This is a genomic window from Mitsuaria sp. MSU3D, from assembly GCF_056867975.1.
On record NZ_CP200314.1, the window covers coordinates 4,123,330 to 4,143,287 of the forward strand.

At 66.9% G+C, this 19,958-nt stretch carries 20 protein-coding genes and 1 tRNA gene; 13 read left to right on the forward strand and 8 right to left on the reverse strand.

What is annotated here, in order from left to right:
- Positions 1–307: 307 nt before the first annotated feature.
- The 3 genes from AC1VNM_RS18160 (at position 308) to miaB (ending at position 2,970) form a co-directional block, all read left to right on the forward strand.
- Entirely contained in the window at positions 308–973 is a 666-nt protein-coding gene (locus AC1VNM_RS18160; RefSeq protein WP_483107842.1) for a L,D-transpeptidase, read from the forward strand.
- Between the two features lie 171 nt (positions 974–1,144).
- Positions 1,145–1,609 carry a hypothetical protein gene (locus tag AC1VNM_RS18165; protein WP_483107843.1) on the forward strand — a complete coding sequence of 155 codons (465 nt, stop codon included), beginning with the start codon at positions 1,145–1,147 and terminating at the stop codon, positions 1,607–1,609.
- A 20-nt stretch (positions 1,610–1,629) separates the two neighbouring features.
- Complete coding sequence (gene miaB / locus AC1VNM_RS18170) at positions 1,630–2,970, forward strand: tRNA (N6-isopentenyl adenosine(37)-C2)-methylthiotransferase MiaB (RefSeq protein ID WP_483107844.1); 1,341 nt, start codon at positions 1,630–1,632, stop codon at positions 2,968–2,970.
- A 48-nt stretch (positions 2,971–3,018) separates the two neighbouring features.
- On the opposite strand, the gene AC1VNM_RS18175 is transcribed toward miaB, so the two are convergent.
- The gene (locus AC1VNM_RS18175) at positions 3,019–3,291 is read right to left on the reverse strand and encodes a hypothetical protein (RefSeq protein ID WP_377160174.1); all 273 of its coding nucleotides are present in this window, start codon (positions 3,289–3,291) and stop codon (positions 3,019–3,021) included.
- Positions 3,292–3,431: 140 nt separating this feature from the next.
- Here AC1VNM_RS18175 and hemA point away from each other — a divergent pair, with 140 nt between their 5' ends.
- From hemA to AC1VNM_RS18205, 6 genes are all read left to right on the forward strand, one after another.
- On the forward strand, positions 3,432–4,760 hold the full coding sequence (hemA, locus tag AC1VNM_RS18180; protein WP_431100193.1) for a glutamyl-tRNA reductase: 1,329 nt from the start codon (positions 3,432–3,434) through the stop codon (positions 4,758–4,760).
- A gap of 121 nt (positions 4,761–4,881) precedes the next feature.
- Positions 4,882–5,973, forward strand: coding sequence for a peptide chain release factor 1 (prfA, locus tag AC1VNM_RS18185; RefSeq protein WP_377160172.1), 1,092 nt, complete (start codon positions 4,882–4,884; stop codon positions 5,971–5,973).
- The gene (prmC, locus tag AC1VNM_RS18190; RefSeq protein ID WP_483107845.1) at positions 5,970–6,809 is read left to right on the forward strand and encodes a peptide chain release factor N(5)-glutamine methyltransferase; all 840 of its coding nucleotides are present in this window, start codon (positions 5,970–5,972) and stop codon (positions 6,807–6,809) included. The genes prfA and prmC overlap by 4 nt, the downstream gene beginning before the upstream one ends.
- Positions 6,810–7,015: 206 nt before the next feature.
- Complete coding sequence (locus AC1VNM_RS18195; RefSeq protein WP_377160168.1) at positions 7,016–7,633, forward strand: hypothetical protein; 618 nt, start codon at positions 7,016–7,018, stop codon at positions 7,631–7,633.
- Between the two features lie 180 nt (positions 7,634–7,813).
- Positions 7,814–8,128: a Grx4 family monothiol glutaredoxin gene (gene grxD, locus AC1VNM_RS18200; protein WP_377160166.1), complete on the forward strand. Its 315-nt coding sequence runs from the start codon at positions 7,814–7,816 to the stop codon at positions 8,126–8,128.
- Positions 8,128–8,721, forward strand: a complete 594-nt coding sequence (locus AC1VNM_RS18205; protein ID WP_483107846.1) for a UbiX family flavin prenyltransferase — start codon at positions 8,128–8,130, stop codon at positions 8,719–8,721. Before grxD ends, AC1VNM_RS18205 begins: the two co-directional genes overlap by 1 nt.
- 24 nt (positions 8,722–8,745) lie before the next feature.
- Here AC1VNM_RS18205 and AC1VNM_RS18210 read toward each other — a convergent pair whose 3' ends face one another.
- From AC1VNM_RS18210 to AC1VNM_RS18220, 3 genes are all read right to left on the reverse strand, one after another.
- Positions 8,746–9,387 (reverse strand): lytic transglycosylase domain-containing protein, encoded by a 642-nt coding sequence (locus tag AC1VNM_RS18210; protein ID WP_483107847.1) that lies wholly within the window; start codon positions 9,385–9,387, stop codon positions 8,746–8,748.
- A 75-nt stretch (positions 9,388–9,462) separates the two neighbouring features.
- Entirely contained in the window at positions 9,463–10,563 is a 1,101-nt protein-coding gene (locus AC1VNM_RS18215) for a DUF418 domain-containing protein (protein WP_483107848.1), read from the reverse strand.
- Positions 10,560–12,302, reverse strand: coding sequence for a proline--tRNA ligase (locus tag AC1VNM_RS18220; RefSeq protein ID WP_483107849.1), 1,743 nt, complete (start codon positions 12,300–12,302; stop codon positions 10,560–10,562). Before AC1VNM_RS18220 ends, AC1VNM_RS18215 begins: the two co-directional genes overlap by 4 nt.
- A gap of 136 nt (positions 12,303–12,438) precedes the next feature.
- Here AC1VNM_RS18220 and AC1VNM_RS18225 point away from each other — a divergent pair, with 136 nt between their 5' ends.
- The gene (locus AC1VNM_RS18225; protein WP_377160158.1) at positions 12,439–13,152 is read left to right on the forward strand and encodes an RNA pyrophosphohydrolase; all 714 of its coding nucleotides are present in this window, start codon (positions 12,439–12,441) and stop codon (positions 13,150–13,152) included.
- 91 nt (positions 13,153–13,243) lie between these two features.
- Here the strand turns inward: AC1VNM_RS18225 and proB are convergent, their stop codons facing one another.
- The 4 genes from proB to rplU form a co-directional block, all read right to left on the reverse strand.
- Entirely contained in the window at positions 13,244–14,389 is a 1,146-nt protein-coding gene (proB, locus tag AC1VNM_RS18230) for a glutamate 5-kinase (protein WP_377160156.1), read from the reverse strand.
- Between the two features lie 39 nt (positions 14,390–14,428).
- Entirely contained in the window at positions 14,429–15,625 is a 1,197-nt protein-coding gene (gene cgtA, locus AC1VNM_RS18235; protein ID WP_431100203.1) for an Obg family GTPase CgtA, read from the reverse strand.
- A 232-nt stretch (positions 15,626–15,857) separates the two neighbouring features.
- Entirely contained in the window at positions 15,858–16,115 is a 258-nt protein-coding gene (gene rpmA / locus AC1VNM_RS18240; protein ID WP_088407914.1) for a 50S ribosomal protein L27, read from the reverse strand.
- A 38-nt stretch (positions 16,116–16,153) separates the two neighbouring features.
- Positions 16,154–16,465 carry a 50S ribosomal protein L21 gene (gene rplU, locus AC1VNM_RS18245; protein WP_297531896.1) on the reverse strand — a complete coding sequence of 104 codons (312 nt, stop codon included), beginning with the start codon at positions 16,463–16,465 and terminating at the stop codon, positions 16,154–16,156.
- Positions 16,466–16,839: 374 nt separating this feature from the next.
- Between rplU and AC1VNM_RS18250 the strand changes: the two genes are divergently transcribed.
- The 3 genes from AC1VNM_RS18250 (at position 16,840) to pilB (ending at position 19,910) form a co-directional block, all read left to right on the forward strand.
- On the forward strand, positions 16,840–17,769 hold the full coding sequence (locus AC1VNM_RS18250; RefSeq protein WP_431263802.1) for a polyprenyl synthetase family protein: 930 nt from the start codon (positions 16,840–16,842) through the stop codon (positions 17,767–17,769).
- 25 nt (positions 17,770–17,794) lie between these two features.
- Positions 17,795–17,871: transfer RNA gene (locus tag AC1VNM_RS18255), tRNA-Pro, on the forward strand.
- A gap of 305 nt (positions 17,872–18,176) precedes the next feature.
- Complete coding sequence (gene pilB / locus AC1VNM_RS18260) at positions 18,177–19,910, forward strand: type IV-A pilus assembly ATPase PilB (RefSeq protein ID WP_483107850.1); 1,734 nt, start codon at positions 18,177–18,179, stop codon at positions 19,908–19,910.
- Positions 19,911–19,958 lie beyond the last annotated feature (48 nt).

The following is a 19,958-nucleotide window of genomic DNA, read 5'->3' on the forward strand; positions in this document are numbered from 1 at the left end:
GGCATCGAGGTGGTGCGAAACCTGTCGCAAAAGCGGGCGGCGACCGGACGAAAGTTCCTATCTCGTACCTAACGTACGCCAACTCGTGCCGCAACGCGCACGCCTTACAAATTCCCGGGAAAGTCCTGCCGTTTTTGCCGACAGATCGACCGTTGAAACACCCGGTTGCTCCTTAATATGCGGCCCCAGCGGACCCGCCCGGCCCCAGCCGGAGCAAGCAAGACCGTCCGCCAGAAAGACATCGGGCAGCATGAAGTCGATCGGGTCGTTGGTTCAGTCCAAACAAGCGGTACAGGCATGGATGGCGATGGCAGCGGCCGTCGCACTGTCGACGGTCACTCCGGGCGTCAACGCCGAGCCCGCACTCCAGACGCAGCTGTCGCAGCCTTCTGCGCAGATGGCGCCGGCCACCGTCGACTTCCACGGCGAAGCGGCGTCGCCCGAGGCCCGCGCCATGGCCCGGGTCGCCTTCGAACACGCCGACGCCAAGGGCCTGCCCTTCGCCGTCGTCGACAAGAAGGAAGCCAAACTCTTCGTCTTCAGCGCCGATGGCCATCTGATCGGTGCCGCATCGGCGCTGCTGGGCCTGGCTCGCGGCGACACGGTCGCGCCCGGCGTGGGTCAGATGGTGAGCACCGGCATCCCGCCGGATCTGCGGACCACCCCTTCCGGTCGCTACGACAGCCAACCCGGTCCCAATCTGAAGGGCGAGACCGTCATCTGGGTCGATTACGACGCCGCATTCGCCATCCACCGTCTGCGCCCGGGCCCGGCCTACGAGCGCCGTGCCGAGCGGCTCGCCTCGCTGTCGCCGGACGACAACCGGATCTCGCTGGGTTGCGTGGTCGTGACGGGCGACTTCTTCGACCGCGTCGTCGCGCCGGTGCTCGGCCATGGGCCGGGCGTCGTCTACGTGCTGCCCGAACCGGCCTCCGCGGCCGTGGCACAGAACACGGCCAGCGGGCGCCTTTGAGCCGCGCCTGGGCCGCCCTGAGCCCCCGCTGGCCCGTCTTCGAGCGGCCCTCTGAATCGCTCCGGACCGCCCGGCCCCCATCGGAAACCGGGAGCCCGCCCCAGCCGGCGACGGGACCACGCCCGCTACACTTGCGCCCTTGCGCATTTCCGCAGCCACTGGATCTACACCATGTACCGCTGTGCCCCGCCCGCCCCGCCCCGCCGTCGCTCGATGATGGCGGCGGCCGCCAGCACCGCCCTGTTCTCGCTGGTCGCCACGTTCGGCGGCGTCGCCGCGATCGCGACGCCGACGTCCGCCCAGGCCCAGATCGCCCCGGGCCACCGCTATTTCCCGCAGCGCGCGCTGCGCGGCGAGATCGTCTTCGGCGTCACGCCCGACGTGCTGCTCAACGGCAAGCCGGCGCGGCTCGCGCCCGGCGCCCGCATCCGCAACGCGGTCGATCTGGTCGCCACGCCGGGCTCGCTCTACGAGCAGAAGGCCACCGTGCTCTACACGCGCGACATCAACGGCCTGCTCATGGAGATCTGGCTGCTGAGCGAGGTCGAGCTGGCCAACAAGTCCTGGCCGACCACGCCGGACCAGGCCTCGAAGCTGGTGTTCGACCAGGCCAGCCAGGTCTGGCGCAAGCCCTGATGTCGTGAGGCCTTGAAGCCATGAGCAAGAAAGTCTTCATCAAGACCTTCGGCTGCCAGATGAACGAGTACGACTCGGACAAGATGGCCGACGTCCTGCGCGCCGCCGAAGGGTACGAACCCACCACCGACGTCGAGCAGGCCGATCTGGTGCTGTTCAACACCTGCTCCGTCCGCGAGAAGGCGCAGGAGAAGGTGTTCTCCGACCTCGGCCGCATCAAGCACCTGAAGGCCAAGGGCGTGATGATCGGCGTCGGCGGTTGCGTCGCCAGCCAGGAAGGCGCGGCGATCATCGAACGCGCCCCCTACGTCGACGTCGTCTTCGGTCCGCAGACGCTGCACCGCCTGCCGCAGATGCTGGCCCAGCGCCAGCAGCAGCTGCGCCCGCAGGTGGACATCTCCTTCCCCGAGATCGAGAAGTTCGACCACCTGCCGCCGGCCAAGGTCGAGGGCGCGTCCGCCTTCGTGTCCATCATGGAAGGCTGCTCGAAGTACTGCTCCTACTGCGTCGTGCCCTACACCCGCGGCGAGGAGGTCAGCCGGCCCTTCGAGGACGTGCTCGAGGAAGTCGCCGGACTGGCCGACCAGGGCGTCAAGGAAGTGACGCTGCTGGGCCAGAACGTCAACGCCTATCGCGGATCGATGGGCGGCACCGACGAGATCGCCGACTTCGCGCTGCTGCTCGAATACGTCGCCGAGATCCCCGGCATCGAGCGCATCCGCTACACGACCAGTCACCCCAACGAGTTCAGCCAGCGCCTGATCGACGCCTACGGCACGATCTCCAAGCTGGTGAACCACGTGCACCTGCCGGTGCAGCATGGCTCGGACCGCATCCTGATGGCGATGAAGCGCGGCTACACCGCGCTGCAGTTCAAGAGCATCGTCCGCAAGCTGCGCGCGGTGAGACCGGACATCCGCATCGCGTCGGACTTCATCGTCGGTTTCCCTGGCGAGACCGACGAGGAGCACGCCAAGACCATGCAGCTGGTGCGAGACGTCGGCTTCGATGCGTCGTTCAGCTTCATCTTCAGCCCGCGTCCCGGGACCCCGGCCGCCAACCTCGCCGACGACACGCCGCACGAGGTGAAGGTCCGCCGCCTGCAGGAGCTGCAGGCCGAGATCGAGGCGACCGCCATCCGCTACAACCACAGCATGGTCGGCAAGACCGTGCCTGTGCTGGTGTCAGGTCATGCTCGCAAGGACGCCACCGAGTTGATGGGCCGTACCGAGTGCAACCGCATCGTCAACTTCAAGGGCCACGAGCGGCTGATGCACCAGATCATTCCGATGCACATCACCGAAGCCTTCGCGCATTCGCTGCGCGGCGAGGTGCCGGTGACCGAGGATCTGCCGGGCTGAAGCGTTGGAGGGGCGGCAGCCCCCCCTCGAAAGCGGTAGCGCGCTCCCTCAGCGCTTGTAACTGACGCCCCACTGCGTGGCGGTGATGCCGATCAGCATCAGGCCGTAGCCGGCCATCGTGCCGTCGCGGCCGGTGAGCATCAACGCGGCGCAGAGGCCCAGCGTGCCGCCGAGCCCGCCCCAGGACGCCAGCGTGCGCCAACGCATGCCGGAGACGGTCTCACGCCAGATCAGCTTGAGCGCCGACGCCATCAGCGCCGCGACACCCCAGGCGGGCAGGAACAGGTTGCCGAAATGCCAGACGGCGTCGAGTGGATCCACAGGTCGGTACGCTCCGCGCGAGGGGTAGATGTAACAGGACGGCGGTCGAGCGACGTCATTCTTGACGCATCCCGGGGCGATGAGCGCGCCGCCAAGGCCCGTGCGAGACACGGGTCGGGCGGGAATTTTATAATCGCTGCATGTCCGTCTTTGCCCTGGGTCTGAACCACACGTCCGCGCCGCTCGATCTGCGTGGACGTTTCGCGTTCACGCTCGAGCAACTGGCCCCGACGCTGCTGCGCTTCCAGGACCAGATCGGCACGCCCCACCGCCGCCGCACCGCCGCGGCTGAAGCGGCCATCCTCTCGACCTGCAACCGCACCGAACTCTATGTCGCCGGCGACGCCGACATGGTCCGCCCCGCCGTCGACTGGCTGGCTCAGGTCGGCGGGGTTGGCAGCTCGACGCTGATGGACCACTCGTACGTGGTCGAGGACGGCGCCGCCGCGCGGCACGCCTTCCGGGTCGCCAGCGGGCTGGACTCGATGGTGCTGGGCGAACCGCAGATCCTCGGCCAGCTCAAGCAGGCCGTGCGTGAGGCGGATTCGGCCGGCACGCTCGGCACGACGCTGCACCAGCTGTTCCAGCGCAGCTTCTCGGTGGCCAAGGAAGTCCGGAGCTCCACGGAGATCGGCAGCCATTCGATCAGCATGGCCGCGGCCTCGGTACGACTGGCCTCGCAGCTGTTCGAGAACCTCACTGACATCAGGGTGCTCCTGGTCGGCGCGGGCGAGATGATTGAACTGGTCGGCACGCATTTCGCAGCCAAGGGGCCGAAGGCGATCGCCATTGCCAACCGCACGCAGGAGCGCGGCGAGAAGCTCGCCCATCAGTTGAGCGGTGAAGCCTTCCGGCTGGCGGACCTGCCCGACCGCCTGCACGAATTCGACGCGGTGATCTCCTGCACCGCGTCCAGCCTGCCGCTGATCGGCCTGGGCGCCGTCGAGCGCGCCCTGAAGAAGCGCCGCCACAAGCCGATGTTCATGGTCGACCTGGCGGTCCCCCGCGACATCGAGCAGGAAGTGGCCAAGCTGGACGACGTCTACCTCTACACCGTGGACGACCTGTCCAAGCTGGTCCAGACCGCCGGCGAGAAGCGCCAGGCCGCGGTCCAGCAGGCCGAGGCCATCATCGAGACCGGCGTCCAGAGCTTCGTCCACTGGCTGGGCCAGCGCCACACGGTACCGCTGATCCAGGCCCTGCACCAGCAGGCCGACAGTTGGCGGCAGGCCGAGATCCAGCGCGCACGCAAGCTGATCGCCAAGGGCGAGGACATCGACGATGTGCTGGACGCGCTGGCACGCGGCCTCACCCAGAAGATGCTGCACGGCGCGATGGCCGAGCTCAACGGCAGCGATGGCGAGCAGCGGCTGCAGATGGCGCAGACGGTGTCGCGCCTGTTCCTGCGCGGCAGCGCAAAAGCGTCGGGCGCCCGTCCGGACGCACTCGGCGACGAAGCGGATTCGTAGCGGCGCGTTCCTCGCGCACGGGCGACCGGCTCCGGTCGCTCTTTTCGGGGCACGCCGTGCCTTTCCGCTCGCGGTCCACGGACCGCACCGTCGTCCCTCCGCTTTTCCCCTGCCCACGCCCATGAAAGACGCCCTGCGCCAGAAGTTCGACCGCCTCGGTTATCGGCTGGCGGAACTCGACAGCACGCTCGCCGACGGCAGCGTCGCCGCCGACATGAAGCGCTATCGCGCGTTGACGCGCGAGCAGTCGGAGGTGTCGTCGCTGGTCGAGCGCTACCGCCGCTATGTCCAGCGCGAGCAGGACCTTGCCGCCGCCCGCGAGCTGCTCGACAGCGGCGACGCCGACATGATCGAGATGGCGCGCGAGGAGATCGCCGGCGCCGAAGCGGATCTGGCGCAACTCGATCAGGAACTGCAGCTCGCGCTGATCCCCAAGGATCCTGACGACGATCGGCCCGCGTTCCTCGAGATCCGCGCCGGCGCCGGCGGCGACGAATCCGCGCTCTTCGCGGGCGACCTGACCCGCATGTACACGCGCTTCGCCGAGGACCGGGGCTGGCGCTGCGAGGTGCTGTCGGCGAGCGAATCGGACCTCGGGGGCTACAAGGAAATCGTGATGCGCCTGGACGGTGACGGCGTGTACGGGCAGATGAAGTTCGAGTCGGGCGGCCACCGCGTGCAGCGGGTGCCCGCCACCGAGTCGCAGGGCCGCATCCACACCAGCGCCTGCACGGTCGCGGTGATGCCGGAGCCCGACGAGGCCGAGGAGATCCAGCTCAACCCCGCCGAGCTGCGCATCGACACCTTCCGCGCGAGCGGCGCGGGCGGGCAGCACGTGAACAAGACCGACAGCGCGATCCGGATCACCCACTTGCCGACCGGCCTGGTCGCCGAGTGCCAGGACGACCGCAGCCAGCACCGCAACAAGGCCAAGGCGATGGCGGTGCTCGCCGCGCGGCTGCGCGACAAGGACCGCAACGAGCGTGCCGCCAAGGAAGCCGCGCAGCGCAAGAGCCTGATCGGCAGCGGCGACCGCAGCGACCGCATCCGCACCTACAACTTCCCTCAGGGACGGTTGACCGACCATCGGATCAATCTGACGCTCTACAAGCTCGGCGCGATCATGGACGGCGATCTCGCCGACGTGCTGCTCGGCCTGCAACAGGCACAAGCCGCGGAACAGCTCGCGGCGCTGGAAGGCGGCCAGGGATGAGCGCTTCCAACGATGCGATGACGGTTGCAGCAGCCGAACGCGCCGCGATCACCGCTGGCTTGCCCCGCGGCGAGGCGCAATACCTGCTGCAGGCGCTGCTGGGCGTCTCGCGCGCCTGGCTGATCGCACACGACACGGATCCGCTCGATGCTTCGCTGCGCGAGCGCTTCCAGGAATGGCTCGCCCGCCGCCTCGACGGCGTGCCGCTCGCCTACCTGAGCGGCGAAAAGGAATTCTTCGGCCTGACGCTGCGCGTCACGCCGGACACGCTGATCCCGCGGCCGGACACCGAGGTGCTCGTGGAATGGGCCCTCGAACGGATCGCCGACCTGCCCGCGCCGAGAGTTGTCGACCTGGGCACGGGCACCGGTGCGATCGCGCTGTCAATCAAGTCGCGACGCCCCGAAGCGGACGTCCGGATGGTCGACGCTAGCGCCGGGGCCCTCGCCGTCGCCCAGGACAACGCGCGCAGGCTGGGCTTGTCGGTCGACGCGCATCTCGGCAGCTGGTATGAGCCGCTGGCGGGTCAATTGGCGTTCGACCTGATCATCAGTAACCCGCCGTACGTTGCCGGCGACGATCATCACCTCAACGCCCTGCGGCACGAGCCGCGCATGGCGCTGACGCCGGAAGGCGACGGGCTGGCCGATCTGCGGCGACTGATCGAGGGAGGCCCGGTCTGGCTGCGCGCCAACGGATGGCTGCTCCTCGAACACGGGTATGACCAGGCCGACGCGGTGGCCGATCTGCTGAGCGCACGCGGCTTCGTCGACGTGGAGAACCGCCGCGACCTGGGCGGCCAAGCCCGCGCCACCGGCGGCCGCTGGACGGCGTAAGGAATGTGCCGCGCCTCACAGGAATGTGGCGCGGCTCACAGACTGTTTCCACACTGCGAGAAACCGCGCCGGGAATCCGCAACAGTGCCGGGAATCCCCCTCAACTCGATCTGGCGCGGTCATCGGGGCGGGCGTAGCATGGTCTGACTTGGTGCCCGTTTTGATCCATCTTGAAACGGGTTCGTCGTCTGTCTGGGAGACCTGTCATGAGCGCCGCCCCCTTGCTCCTGCGCGTTGCCGTGGTCCTGGCCGGCAGTGTCTGCATGGCTGGCGCCGCCTGGGCCCAACAGGGCCTGCAATTGAAACCGGATCGCAAGGCGTTCACCAACTGGCAAGGCCGGCTTCAGCTGAGCCAGAGCCAGGACAGCGGCAGTCTCTCCTTCGACGCCCGCAATGGCAGTCGCCTGCTGAGCGCGAACCTGCTGGCGGACTATTACCTCACCGGATCCGGCCTGGGCGCCGGCACGCGGGGCGGCCTGCGGGCCACCGGCGGGCTGATGCTCGGCCCGATGTCGTTGCTGCAGAGCAGTTCCGGCCTGGCACTGGGCCAGAGCGCGGCGGTCTCGCCATCGCTGTCGGCCGGCCGTCGGAGCCTCAGTCTGCTCACCGGACCGGAGCGCGAGCCCAACTTGTCGCTGTCCTACGTGGGCGTCGGCTACACCAGCTACTCGCTGCGCGGCGGCTGGGGTTTCAGCGCCGACGTCGGCGTGGTGGGCGGTGGTGCTTCCAGCCTTCGCCTGGGCAACAGCGCCCCGCAAGGCGAGTTGTCGCAGGACCTGCGCTACAAGCCGGTCGTCCAGTTCGGCGTCAGCTACAGCTTCTGATCCTCTCCCGCTGGCCAGACGCCGCGCGAGCGACTTGAGCCCTGCGCAGCGCGGGCTTGCGCGCTGCTTGATAATCCACGAATCGCGCGGCACTGCGCCGGCCCAGGCTCCGTAGCCCGGAACGGATCCTGCCGTGCAGCGCATACGCCTTCCCGCATCAGCTTTCAGAGGATCTCCGCCATGAGCGACGTTCAGCAACGCATCGACGACCTGGTCAAGGGCAACCGCATCGTGCTCTTCATGAAAGGGACTGCGCAGTTCCCGATGTGCGGCTTCTCCGGGCGCGCGATCCAGATCCTCAAGGCCAGCGGTGCCAGCGAGTTGAAGACTTTCAACGTGCTCGAGGACGAAAGCGTCCGCCAGGGCATCAAGGACTACGCCAACTGGCCCACGATCCCGCAGCTCTACATCGACGGCGAATTCGTCGGCGGCTCCGACATCATGATGGAGATGTACGAGAGCGGCGAGCTGCAGCAGTTGCTGGCCAAGGCCTGATGACGGCAGCTGCGGCGCCTCGGCCACGCCTGATCGTCGGCATCACCGGCGCGACCGGCGCCGCCTACGGGCTGCAACTGCTGCGCCGGGCCCGGGCGATCGGCGCTGAGACCCACCTGATCCTCAGCCCCGCCGGCGTGCTCAACGCCCACCATGAACTGGGGCTCGCACGCGACGCGCTGGAGCGCGAGGCGGACTTCGCTTACGCGCCCGGCGACGTCGGTGCCTGTGTCGCCAGCGGCAGCTTCCCGACCGCCGCGATGGTTGTCGCGCCCTGTTCGATGCGCACGCTGGCCGCGGTCGCGCACGGGCTGTCGGACAACCTCATGACCCGCGCCGCCGACGTCACGCTCAAGGAACGCCGGCGGCTGATCCTGATGGTGCGGGAGACGCCGTTCAACCTCGCCCACCTGCGCAACATGACCGCGGTGACCGAGATGGGCGGCATCATCTTTCCGCCGCTGCCGGCGCTGTACCTGAAGCCGAAGTCGATCGACGAGATGGTGGCGGAAACCGTCGAGCGCGTGCTCGAACTGGCGCAACTGCCCGGCGCGACGCCGCAGGCGTGGCTGGGCCTGCGGCCTCAATCCTGATCTGAGATCGGGCCTGACCTGGCGTCAGGTCTGCCCAGGCATCAGCCAGGCCTTGCGGGCGCCCATCACCATGTTGGGGTATTCGGGCCGTCCACGGCTGCCGTTGTAGCGTCCCAGCGCGAGGAAAAGGTCCCCCTTCTCGCGGTCGAGATAGTGCCGCAGGATCACGCAGCCGAAGCGCAGGTTGGTCTGCATGTGGAACAGCCGCGAGACCTGTCCATCGCCGATCGAGCGCGTCCAGAACGGCATCACCTGCATGTAGCCGCGCGCGCCCGCGACGCTGATCGCGTACTTGCGGAAACCGCTCTCCACCTGCACCAGTCCCAGCACCAGCGCCGTCTCAAGGCCCGCGCGGGCGCTCTCGTACCAGATGGTCTCGAGAAACTCGATCCGCGTCTGCGTCTCGCTCTTCTTGCGCTTCATGCGCTCGCTCATTTCGCCGAGCCAGCGCAGGTAAGCCAGGCGCGGCTCGATCGAATCGAAATGCGGCTTGGGCGGCGCGTCCGAGGCGATCGCCGCGGACAGCGCGGAGCGGACCGCGTCGGCCAACGGCTCCTCCACCTGGGCGCCGGCGAGCGCCTGGCGCGGCAGGCAGACGGCCGCGCCAGCGAGCAGCAGCGCGCGGCGCGAAGTCGGGGCAATCGTCTTGAAGCCAGGATCAGTCACGGGAACAGCGGGATCGGTATCGATCGGAATGCGGAAGGAAGAGGCGCGGCAGCATAACGGCGCGAGCCGCCGCCGTCAGCGGGACAGCCAGCGCTCCAGCGGCAAAGGTCTCGGACCGCGCGCCCGTGCGAGCAGCAGGCCCCCGGTCCAGTACGCGAGCGCGAGACCGGCCACCACCACCGTCCCCGGCTGCCACGCCAGGCCGGCACCGCCGAACAGCCCAAAGCTCAGGACCGAACTGGAGAGATACAGCGTGAGCGTGTGCCGCCCCAGCGGCGCGAGCGCGTTCAGCAGTCGCGGATTGCCGCGCAACCGCAGCACCAGCGCGGGCACGGCGGCGCTCAACAGCAGCATCGTCGGATAGAGATAGAAGATCGCGTAGCGGCTGGTGACGGAGGTGTCGCCATCTCGCAGCCCGGGCCAGAGCAGCGTGGCGAACGCGATGTTCGTCGCCACCGCCGGCCAGAGCCAGCGGCGCGACCAACGCCGTAGCGCAGGCTCCCAGCGCGGGTGGGACAACAGCCGCAAGCGTGCCGCCATCAATCCCGCGGTCATCAAGAGCAGCGGCGTCGGCAGACCCAGGGTGGCGAAGGCGATGGTCGACGCGAGGAAGTGTCCCGCGTTGCGCAGCGTCCAGTCGCCCCATGACGCCGGCGCCGACAGCGGCATCGACGGCTCGCCTGACAGCGGCATGCTGGCCATCAGGACGGTGAGCGCGATCACCGCGAGTTCCAGCGCGATCAACACGCGCAGTCGAACCTTCAGCATCGCCATCGAATGCCCGGCCCAGATCGCCAGCACCGCGCCGGCGACGGCGTAGAGCGTCAGGATGTCGCCCATGTAGAGAAAGGTCCCGTGCAGCAGGCCGAGCGTCAGCATCTTGACCAGCCGACGCCGGCGCTTGCCCAAGGCCTCATCGCCCCGCGACTGGGACAGCCCCTGGCTGTAGCCGAACAGGAAGGCGAGCAGCGCGATGCCCTTGCCCGCGATGAGCGCATGCAGGAACCAGGAGATCACCTGGGCCACGATCCCATCGGCCGGCGATGGCGGGCTGAGCGGTCCGGCATCCGGCAGGGCCGGGTAACCGACCCAGTTGACGGCGATCACCGGGAAAAGTGCGATCGCGCGCAGCGCGTCCACCGCCGCGACGCGCTGCGGCGGACGGGCCGGATTCACGCCAGGCGTTGCTTCAGATGAGCGACGACCTCAGCCAGCGGCAGCTTGGTCGCGGTGGCATCGCGGCGGCCTTGATACTCGACCTGGCCTTCCTTGAGGCCGCGATCGGAGATCACCACGCGATGCGGCACGCCGACCAGCTCCCAGTCCGCGAACATCGCGCCGGGGCGCTCGCCGCGGTCGTCCAGCAGCACGTCGATGCCAAGATCCAGCAGCTCTTCGTGCAGCTTGGTCGCGGCCGCCTTCACATCGTCGCTGCGATCCATGCCGATCGGGCAGACCACCACGGTGAAGGGCGCGATCGCGTCGGGCCAGACGATGCCGCGCTCGTCATGGTTCTGCTCGATCGCCGCACCCAGGATCCGGGTCACGCCGATGCCGTAGCAACCCATCTCCATCAGCTGCGGCTTGCCGTTCTCGTCGAGGTAGCTCGCGTTCATCGCGGCCGAATACTTCGTGCCGAGATAGAAGACGTGGCCGACCTCGATGCCGCGCTGGATCGCCAGCACGCCCTTGCCATCCGGCGAGGGATCACCTTCGACGACGTTGCGGATGTCGGCCACCAGCTCGGGCTCGGGCAGGTCACGGCCCCAGTTCGCACCGGTGAAATGGAAGTCGGCCTCGTTGGCACCGCAGACGAAGTCCGCCATGTTGGCGACGGTCCGGTCGGCGATGATCTTCAGCGGCTGCTTCAGGCCGATCGGGCCGAGGTAGCCGGGCTTGCAGCCGAAGTGGGCGTCGATCTCCGCGGCGGTCGCGAAGCGGAAACCGCCTTTCAGGCCCTCGAGCTTGCCGACCTTCACCTCGTTCAGGTCGTGATCGCCGCGAACCAGCAGCAGCCAGACCTGCGACTTGACGATCGTGCCGTGCTCGTCGAGTTCGTCGGTCGCCAGCACCAGCGACTTCACCGTCTGCGACAGCGGCAGCTTCAGCAGCTCGGCGACATCGGCGCAGGTGGCCTTGCCGGGCGTCGGCGTCTTCGCCAGCGTCTGCGTCGCGGCGCCGCGCGTGGCGATCAGCGAGAGCGCCTCGGCCAACTCGATGTTGGCCGCGTAGTCGCTGGTCGGGCAATAGATGATCGCGTCCTCGCCGGTCTCGGCGATGACCTGGAACTCATGCGAGCGATCGCCACCGATCGCGCCGGTGTCCGCCGCCACCGCGCGGTACTGCAGACCCAGGCGGTCGAAGATCCTGCCGTAGGCCGTGTACATGGCGTCGTAGCTGCGACCGGCCGCCTCCTTGTCGCGGTCGAACGAGTACGCATCCTTCATCGTGAACTCGCGGCCGCGCATGATCCCGAAGCGGGGGCGGCGCTCGTCGCGGAACTTCGTCTGGATGTGATAGAAATTCTTCGGCAGCTGCTTGTAGCTGCGGAGCTCCTGGCGCGCGATGTCGGTGATGACCTCCTCCGACGTCGGCTGGATGATGAAGTCACGCCCGTGGCGATCCTTCACGCGCAGCAACTCCGGGCCCATCTTGTCGAAGCGGCCCGTCTCCTGCCACAGCTCGGCCGGTTGCACGACCGGCATCAGCAGTTCGACCGCGCCAGCGCGGTTCATCTCGCCGCGGATGATGTTCTCGACCTTGCGGATCACCCGCAGGCCCATCGGCATGTAGTTGTAGATGCCCGCGCCCAGGCGCTTGATCATGCCGGCCCGCATCATCAGTTTGTGGCTGACGATTTCCGCATCGGCGGGCGCTTCCTTGAGCGTGGAGATGAAGAACTGGGAGGCTTTCATGGGCGCAGAAAATAAAAGTCCGCGGTCAGCCAGGCCGCCGCGGAAAAAACCGTGCATCACCGAGGGTTAGCGATGATCGCGCCGGGTTGCAGCCCCGGTGCAATAATCAATCCAACGAATGATTTGAAGGTTGATTATGCTCGACCGTGAAGGCTTCCGGCCCAACGTCGGCATCATCCTGCTCAACCACAAGAACGAGGTGTTCTGGGGCAAGCGCATACGCACCCATTCTTGGCAGTTCCCCCAAGGGGGCATCAAGCATGGAGAGACGCCCGAGCAGGCGATGTTCAGGGAGCTGCATGAGGAAGTTGGCCTCACTGCGGACCACGTGCGCATCATCGCGCGCACGCGGGACTGGCTCCGTTACGAGGTTCCCGACCACTTCATCCGGCGCGACGCGCGCGGTCATTACCGCGGGCAGAAACAGATCTGGTTCCTGCTGCAGATGATGGGGCGTGACAGCGACATGAACCTGCGCGCCACCGACCATCCCGAGTTCGATGCCTGGCGGTGGAACGAGTACTGGGTGCCGCTGGAGGCCGTGATCGAATTCAAGCGCGGCGTGTATCAGATGGCGCTGACTGAACTGGCGCGTTTCCTGCCGCGCCTGAATCACCACAACCGCTACCTGCGCGCCGGCATGCGGCCGCCTCCGCGCGGCGACCGCCAGGGCGGACATGGCGACCATGGAGATCAGGACCATCACCGGCATGAGCGCTTCGATCACCGGCCCCATGAGCACGACGGCACCGCGCATGCGGAGGTTTCCCATCAGGAATCGCGCGATGCCCGTGAAGTCGCACCGCCCGCGGCGGCCCATGGTGGTCCGGTGGAGCCCGCGAAGGACTGACGGCCCGCGACCCTTGCTGTGGGAATGAAAATGGCGCCCTCGGGCGCCATTGTTCTTGGTGTTCGCGCTTCGGCGCCGCATCGACGCTGCGTCAGCGCAGCACCAGGTTGTCGCGGTGGATCAGCTCGGGCTCGGCCGCGTAACCCAGCACGCGCTCGATGTCGAACGACGGCTTGCGCGCGATCAGCCGGGCCTCCGCACTGCCGTAGTTGGTCAGGCCACGTGCGAGCTCCTGCCCGGCCAGATCAACGATCGCGATGACGTCGCCGCGATGGAATTCACCCGACACCTCCTGCACGCCGATCGGCAGCAGGCTCTTGCCCTCTTCCCGCAACTTGATCGCCGCGCCCGCGTCGACGACGACCTTCCCGCGCAACTGCAGGTGATCGACCATCCATTGCTTGCGCGCCGCGAGTTTCGCGGTCGATGCCATCAGCGCCGTACCGATGGCCTCGCCAGCCGCCAGGCGGAGCAGGACATCGGGCTCGCGACCCCAGGCGATCACGGTGTTGGCACCGCTGCTGGCCGCGCGCTTGGCGGCCAGGATCTTCGTGATCATGCCGCCGCGCCCGATGCTGGTGCCCGCGCCGCCGGCCATCTCTTCGAGCTCGGGCTTGCCCGCCGTCGCACGATCGATGAAGCGGGCGTTCGGATCCTTGCGCGGGTCCGCCGAGTACAGGCCCTTCTGGTCCGTGAGGATCACCAGCGCGTCCGCCTCGACCAGGTTCGCGACCAGCGCGCCCAGCGTGTCGTTGTCGCCGAACTTGATCTCGTCGTTGACGACGGTGTCGTTCTCGTTGATCACCGGCAGCACGCGATGCTGCAGCAAGGCCAGCAATGTCGAACGCGCGTTCAGATAGCGCTCGCGGTCGGCCAGGTCGGCGTGCGTCAGCAGCACCTGCGCGCTCGTCAAGCCTTGCTCACGAAGCTTGGTCTCGTACATCTGCGCGAGGCCCATCTGGCCGACGGCCGCCGCAGCCTGCAGTTCGTGCAGTTCCTTGGGCCGGCTCGCCCAGCCCAGGCGCTTCATGCCCTCGGCGATCGCGCCGCTGGACACCATCACCACTTCCCGCCCTTCGCGGGCGAGTTCCGCGAGCTGCCGACACCAGTTGCCGATGGCCTCGGCGTCGACGCCACGGCCTTCATTGGTCACCAGGCTCGAGCCGACCTTCACGACGATGCGTCGTGCGTCCTTCAAGACACCCGTCGAGTGGCCGTTCAAGTTGTCGTTGCTCATGCGCGGAGGATCAGGGTGCCGTGAGGTCGAAGACGGAAGTCAGGGCAGCGGATCGAAGCGCGGGTCGCGCTCGGGCGGCTTTTCCGCCTTGTCGGCCTTCTCAGCCTTCGCTGCCTTGATCACCTTGGCCTTCGTGGCGCGCGTCTTGCGCGTTTCCTGGAAGGCCTTGGGCGGATCGATCGTCGGTGCGTCGAACCGTGCATCCGGGTCTTCCACCGGCGGTGACTGGATCGCTGCCACGTGCTCGTAGATGGCGCGGATCAGCGGCTCGCAGCCCTCGCGCGTCAGCGCGGAGATCTCAAAGACGGGGCCCTTCCACTTGTAGCGCTTCACGAAGTCCTTCACACGGGCGGCGCGCTCTTCCGCGGGCACCATGTCCAGCTTGTTCAGCACCAGCCAGCGCGGCTTCTCGTACAGCGCCTCGTCGTACTTCTTCAGTTCCTTGACGATGGCCTTGGCCTCGGCCACCGGGTCCACGTCCGGGTTGAACGGCGCCAGGTCGACCACGTGCAGCAGCACGCGCGTGCGCTGCAGGTGACGCAGGAACTGATGGCCCAGGCCGGCGCCTTCTGCGGCACCTTCGATCAGGCCCGGGATGTCGGCGATGACGAAGCTCTTCTCCGGACCCACACGCACCACGCCCAGATTCGGGTAGAGGGTCGTGAACGGGTAGTCGGCGATCTTCGGACGTGCGTTCGACACAGCCGCGATCAGCGTCGACTTGCCGGCGTTGGGCTGGCCCAGCAGGCCGACGTCGGCCAGCACGCGCAACTCCATCTTCACCTTCTTGATCTCGCCGGGCCAGCCGGGCGTCTTCTGACGCGGCGCCCGGTTCGTCGAGGTCTTGAAGTGCAGGTTGCCGAAGCCGCCGTCGCCGCCCTTGGCCAGCAGCACCGGCACGTCGGGCTCGAGCAGCTCGGCAATGATCTCGTCGGTCTCCAGGTCGCGCACGATGGTGCCCACCGGCACCTTCAGCGTGATGTCGTCCGCGGCAGCGCCGAACTGGTCCGAGCCACGGCCAGCCTCGCCGTTGCGGGCCTCATGGCGGCGCGCGTAGCGGTAGTCGATCAGCGTGTTCAGGTTGCGGTCGGCCACCGCGAAGACGCTGCCGCCGCGGCCGCCATCCCCGCCGTCCGGACCGCCGAACGGAATGAACTTCTCGCGGCGGAAACTGGCGCAGCCCGCCCCGCCGTTGCCGGCGGCGATATCGATGGTGGCTTCGTCAACGAACTTCATGGATGGCCTTCAGTCCCGGAGCGGGGCTATCGTAATTCACGCCCCCGCGCTCCCGCGCAAGGCCATGCTTTGAATCGGAGCGAGTCAGGTTTCGCCGGGACTCGCGGTCGGCGCGGCGCCCGACGGTATCAGGCACCGAGAAAAACAAAGCCCCGGACGATGCCGGGGCTCTGGGTCCGCCGAACACGGGAGACCAGGTCTCCCGCGTCGCGGCGTCAGGACATCAAGTCGCTCAGATCGCCGTGACGACGACCGTGGAGCGGCTGTTTTCGCCCTTGACGGTGAAGGACACCGTGCCGTCGATCAGCGCGAACAGCGTGTGGTCCTTGCCCATGCCCACGTTGGTACCAGCGTGGAACTTCGTGCCGCGTTGGCGGACGATGATCGAGCCAGCCGAGATGGTCTGGCCGCCGTACACCTTGACGCCAAGCATCTTCGGCTTCGAGTCGCGGCCGTTTCGTGTCGAGCCGCCGCCCTTTTTCTGTGCCATGGATTACTCCTTGATCAGATTACGAGAGAGTCAGGGAATCAGCCGTTGACCGCGCTGATTTCCAGCTCGGTGAACGTCTGGCGATGGCCTTGGCTCTTCTTGTAGTGCTTGCGACGACGCAGCTTGAAGATGCGCACCTTGTCGTGCTTGCCGTGAGCCACCACAGTGGCCTTGACGCTTGCACCCGCAACCAAGGGAGTCCCGATCTTCAGGTCCGCGCCGTTTCCGACGGCCAGCACCTGGTCAATCACGATCTCTTGGCCAACGTCCGCAGCAATCTGTTCTACCTTGATCTTTTCGCCAGCAGCAACTTTGTATTGCTTGCCGCCGGTTTTTATGACCGCGTACATATCAGCCCTTTCACATGAGAGCGGCGCATCAGGTGCCAGAAGCGCCTGCCGACCGCCCAAGAAAAAACACCGCACAAAGATGCGGAGCCCAAGAATGTAGCACAACCTGCTGCACTGATGCAAACCCTGGGCAGCCGCAAAGCCCGCAACCACCGGCCTTCCGCAGCGCGTCCGCGGAAATCCGCGGCCGCTGCGACACGCGCCGGAACCCGCCCCACCGGCAACGACGACGCGCCCGTGCGAAGGCGTGGACTTCACGGACGGGCCTGCGTCCGCACCTTCCTATAATCCGCGCTTCCCCTCACAGTGAGTCCAGAGTGCAGCCCATTGCCTCTACCCCAGTTACCGAGGTCCTCGAGGCGCTGAATGCGCAGATGAATGAAGTCGACGCCGTGATCGCGCAGCGGCTTCGCTCGGACGTCGCCCTGATCAACCAGATCTCCGCCTACATCATCCACGCCGGTGGCAAGCGGATGCGGCCCAAGCTGGTGTTGATGTTCGCCAACGCACTGGATGCCGACTCTCCCGCCAGCCGGGAACTCGCCGCGGTCGTGGAGTTCATCCACACCGCGACGCTGTTGCATGACGACGTCGTCGACGAGTCCGCGCTGCGTCGCGGCAAGCAGACCGCCAACGCGCTGTTCGGCAACGCGGCGAGCGTGCTGGTGGGCGACTTCCTGTATTCGCGCGCCTTCCAGATGATGGTGTCCGTGAACCGGATGCGCGTGCTGGAAGTGCTGGCGGACGCGACCAACGTGATCGCCGAAGGCGAAGTCCTGCAGTTGATGAACATGCATGATCCGGACGTCGCGGTGGACAGCTATCTGCGTGTCATCCGCTACAAGACGGCCAAGCTGTTCGAGGCCAGTGCGCGCCTCGGCGCGGTGCTGGCCGATGCCCCGCCCGCGCTGGAGGAAGCCTGCGCCGGCTATGGCCGCGCCCTGGGCACAGCCTTCCAGCTGATCGACGACACGCTGGATTACGAAGGCACCAGCGAATCGCTGGGCAAGAACGTCGGCGACGACCTGCGAGAGGGCAAGCCCACGCTGCCGTTGCTCATCGCGATGGAGCGCGGCACCGAGGACGACCGCGCGCTGATCCGCCACGCCATCGAGCACGGCGAGGTCGAGCGCCTGCAGGACATCGTCGCGATCGTGCGCCGCACCGGCGCGCTGGAAGCGACGCGCGAAGCCGCCCGCGCGGAAGTCGCACAGGCGAGACAACATTTGTCCGCACTGCCTCTTTCCAAGTGGAAAGAAAGCCTGCTAGAATTTGCGGCTCAGTCGGTGGAGAGAAGTTCTTGAACAGACTCTCGATCGAGTGACAAAACGGGGTGTAGCTTAGCCTGGTAGAGCGCTACGTTCGGGACGTAGAGGCCGGAGGTTCGAATCCTCTCACCCCGACCAGGCACATCGATGACGCCGCGAATCGCAAGATTCGCGGCGTTTTTCTTTGCGCGCCAGATCACGCCACGCAAGGCGTCGTCGCGCAATGCTCCGACGATCCGAGGGTCAGGCCTTGCGCAGAAGCCGGCGGCAGTGGGATGTCTCGCACATTTCGCGCTCAATTTCCAGTGACCAAGGCCGAAATTGCACGAAGCGTCTGACTTCAGTGAAAGCCAGGACAGCCCCTGCTGCCGGCCCTCCGTTCATGGGGGTAAAGTGAGGGGCTGCTCCGGCGCGCGCGCCGGCATCCGGCAAGACCCTACCCGATGGCGATATCCGTGGACACCACTCTGGCCGAACCCCCTCAGTCCGCCCTGTCAGGCGTTGCCCGCGTGCTCGTGCACGCCGGCAAGCTCAAGCCGCAGGCGGCCGAGGACCTGGTCAAACTCGCGCGGGAAAAGAAGACCAGCTTCATCAATGCGGTCATGGCCTCGGGCACCGTCTCGCCGACGGACCTCGCCCACACGCTGTCGCATGCGCTCGCCTTGCCGTTGCTGGATCTGAATGCGGTCGACGGGCACAAGCTGCCGCAGAACATCATCGACGCGAAGCTCGCGGCGCAGTATCAGGTCGTGGTACTGGCGCGCCGTGGCAACCGGCTGTTCATCGGCGGGGCGGATCCGACCGAGCAGGAAGTCGTCGAGCGCATCAAATTCGCCACCCAGCTGACACCTGAATGGATCATCGTCGAGCACGACAAGCTCACGAAACTGCTGGGCATCGCCGCCGCTTCGACCGCCGAGGCCCTGGAGGCGATCTCCGGCGAGGACTTCGACTTCGACATCGCCGAGGACGACGCACCACCGCCCGAGGAAACGCAGGAAATCACCGACGTCGAGGATGCGCCGGTCGTGCGCTTCCTCCAGAAGATGCTGGTGGACGCCATCAACATGCGGGCCTCGGACCTGCACTTCGAGCCGTTCGAATACCACTACCGCGTCCGGTTCCGGGTCGACGGCGAGCTGCGCGAGATCACGCAGCCGCCGATCGCGATCAAGGACAAGCTCTCATCGCGGATCAAGGTGATCTCGCGGATGGACATTTCCGAACGCCGCGTCCCCCAGGACGGCCGGATGAAGCTGAAGTTCGGCTCCAAGGCGATCGACTTCCGGGTCTCGACGCTGCCGACGCTGTTCGGCGAGAAGATCGTGATCCGGATCCTGGACCCCTCCTCGGCCAAGCTCGGCATCGAGGCCCTGGGTTACGAGAAGATTGAAAAAGAACGGCTGCTGCATTGCATCCAGCGGCCCTACGGAATGATCCTGGTCACCGGGCCGACCGGCTCGGGCAAGACGGTGTCGCTGTACACCTGCCTGAACATCCTGAACGTTCCCGGCACCAACATCTCCACCGTCGAGGATCCGGCGGAAATCAACCTGCCCGGCATCAACCAGGTCAACGTCAACGACAAGGCGGGGCTGACCTTCTCGGCCGCGCTCAAGGCCTTCCTGCGCCAGGATCCCGACATCATCATGGTCGGTGAAATCCGGGATCTGGAGACGGCGGACATCGCCATCAAGGCTGCACAGACCGGTCACATGGTGATGTCGACGTTGCACACCAACGACGCGCCGACAACGCTGACCCGCCTGCTGAACATGGGCGTCGCGCCATTCAACATCGCCTCGAGCGTGCTGCTGATCACCGCACAGCGATTGGCGCGCCGCTTGTGCGAGAACTGCAAGGCGCCGGCCGAATATCCGCGCGAAGCACTGCTTCGCGCCGGCTTCGTGGAGTCGGACCTCGACGGCAGCTGGAAGCCTTATCGGGCCGTCGGCTGCTCGAATTGCAACAATGGTTATCGTGGACGCGTCGGCCTTTACCAAGTGATGCCCATCACGGAGGCGATCCAGCGGATCATCCTGTCCGAGGGAACGGCCGTGGACATCGCCCAGCAAGCCCGCGCGGATGGCGTGCGGGACTTGCGGCAGTCCGGGCTGGTCAAGGTCCGGGCGGGCGTCACGACACTGGAAGAGGTGCTGGCGGCCACCAACGAATGACACTGGGAGCATGACGCGGCGTCCTCGGGCGCCGCGTTCGCATGTCCG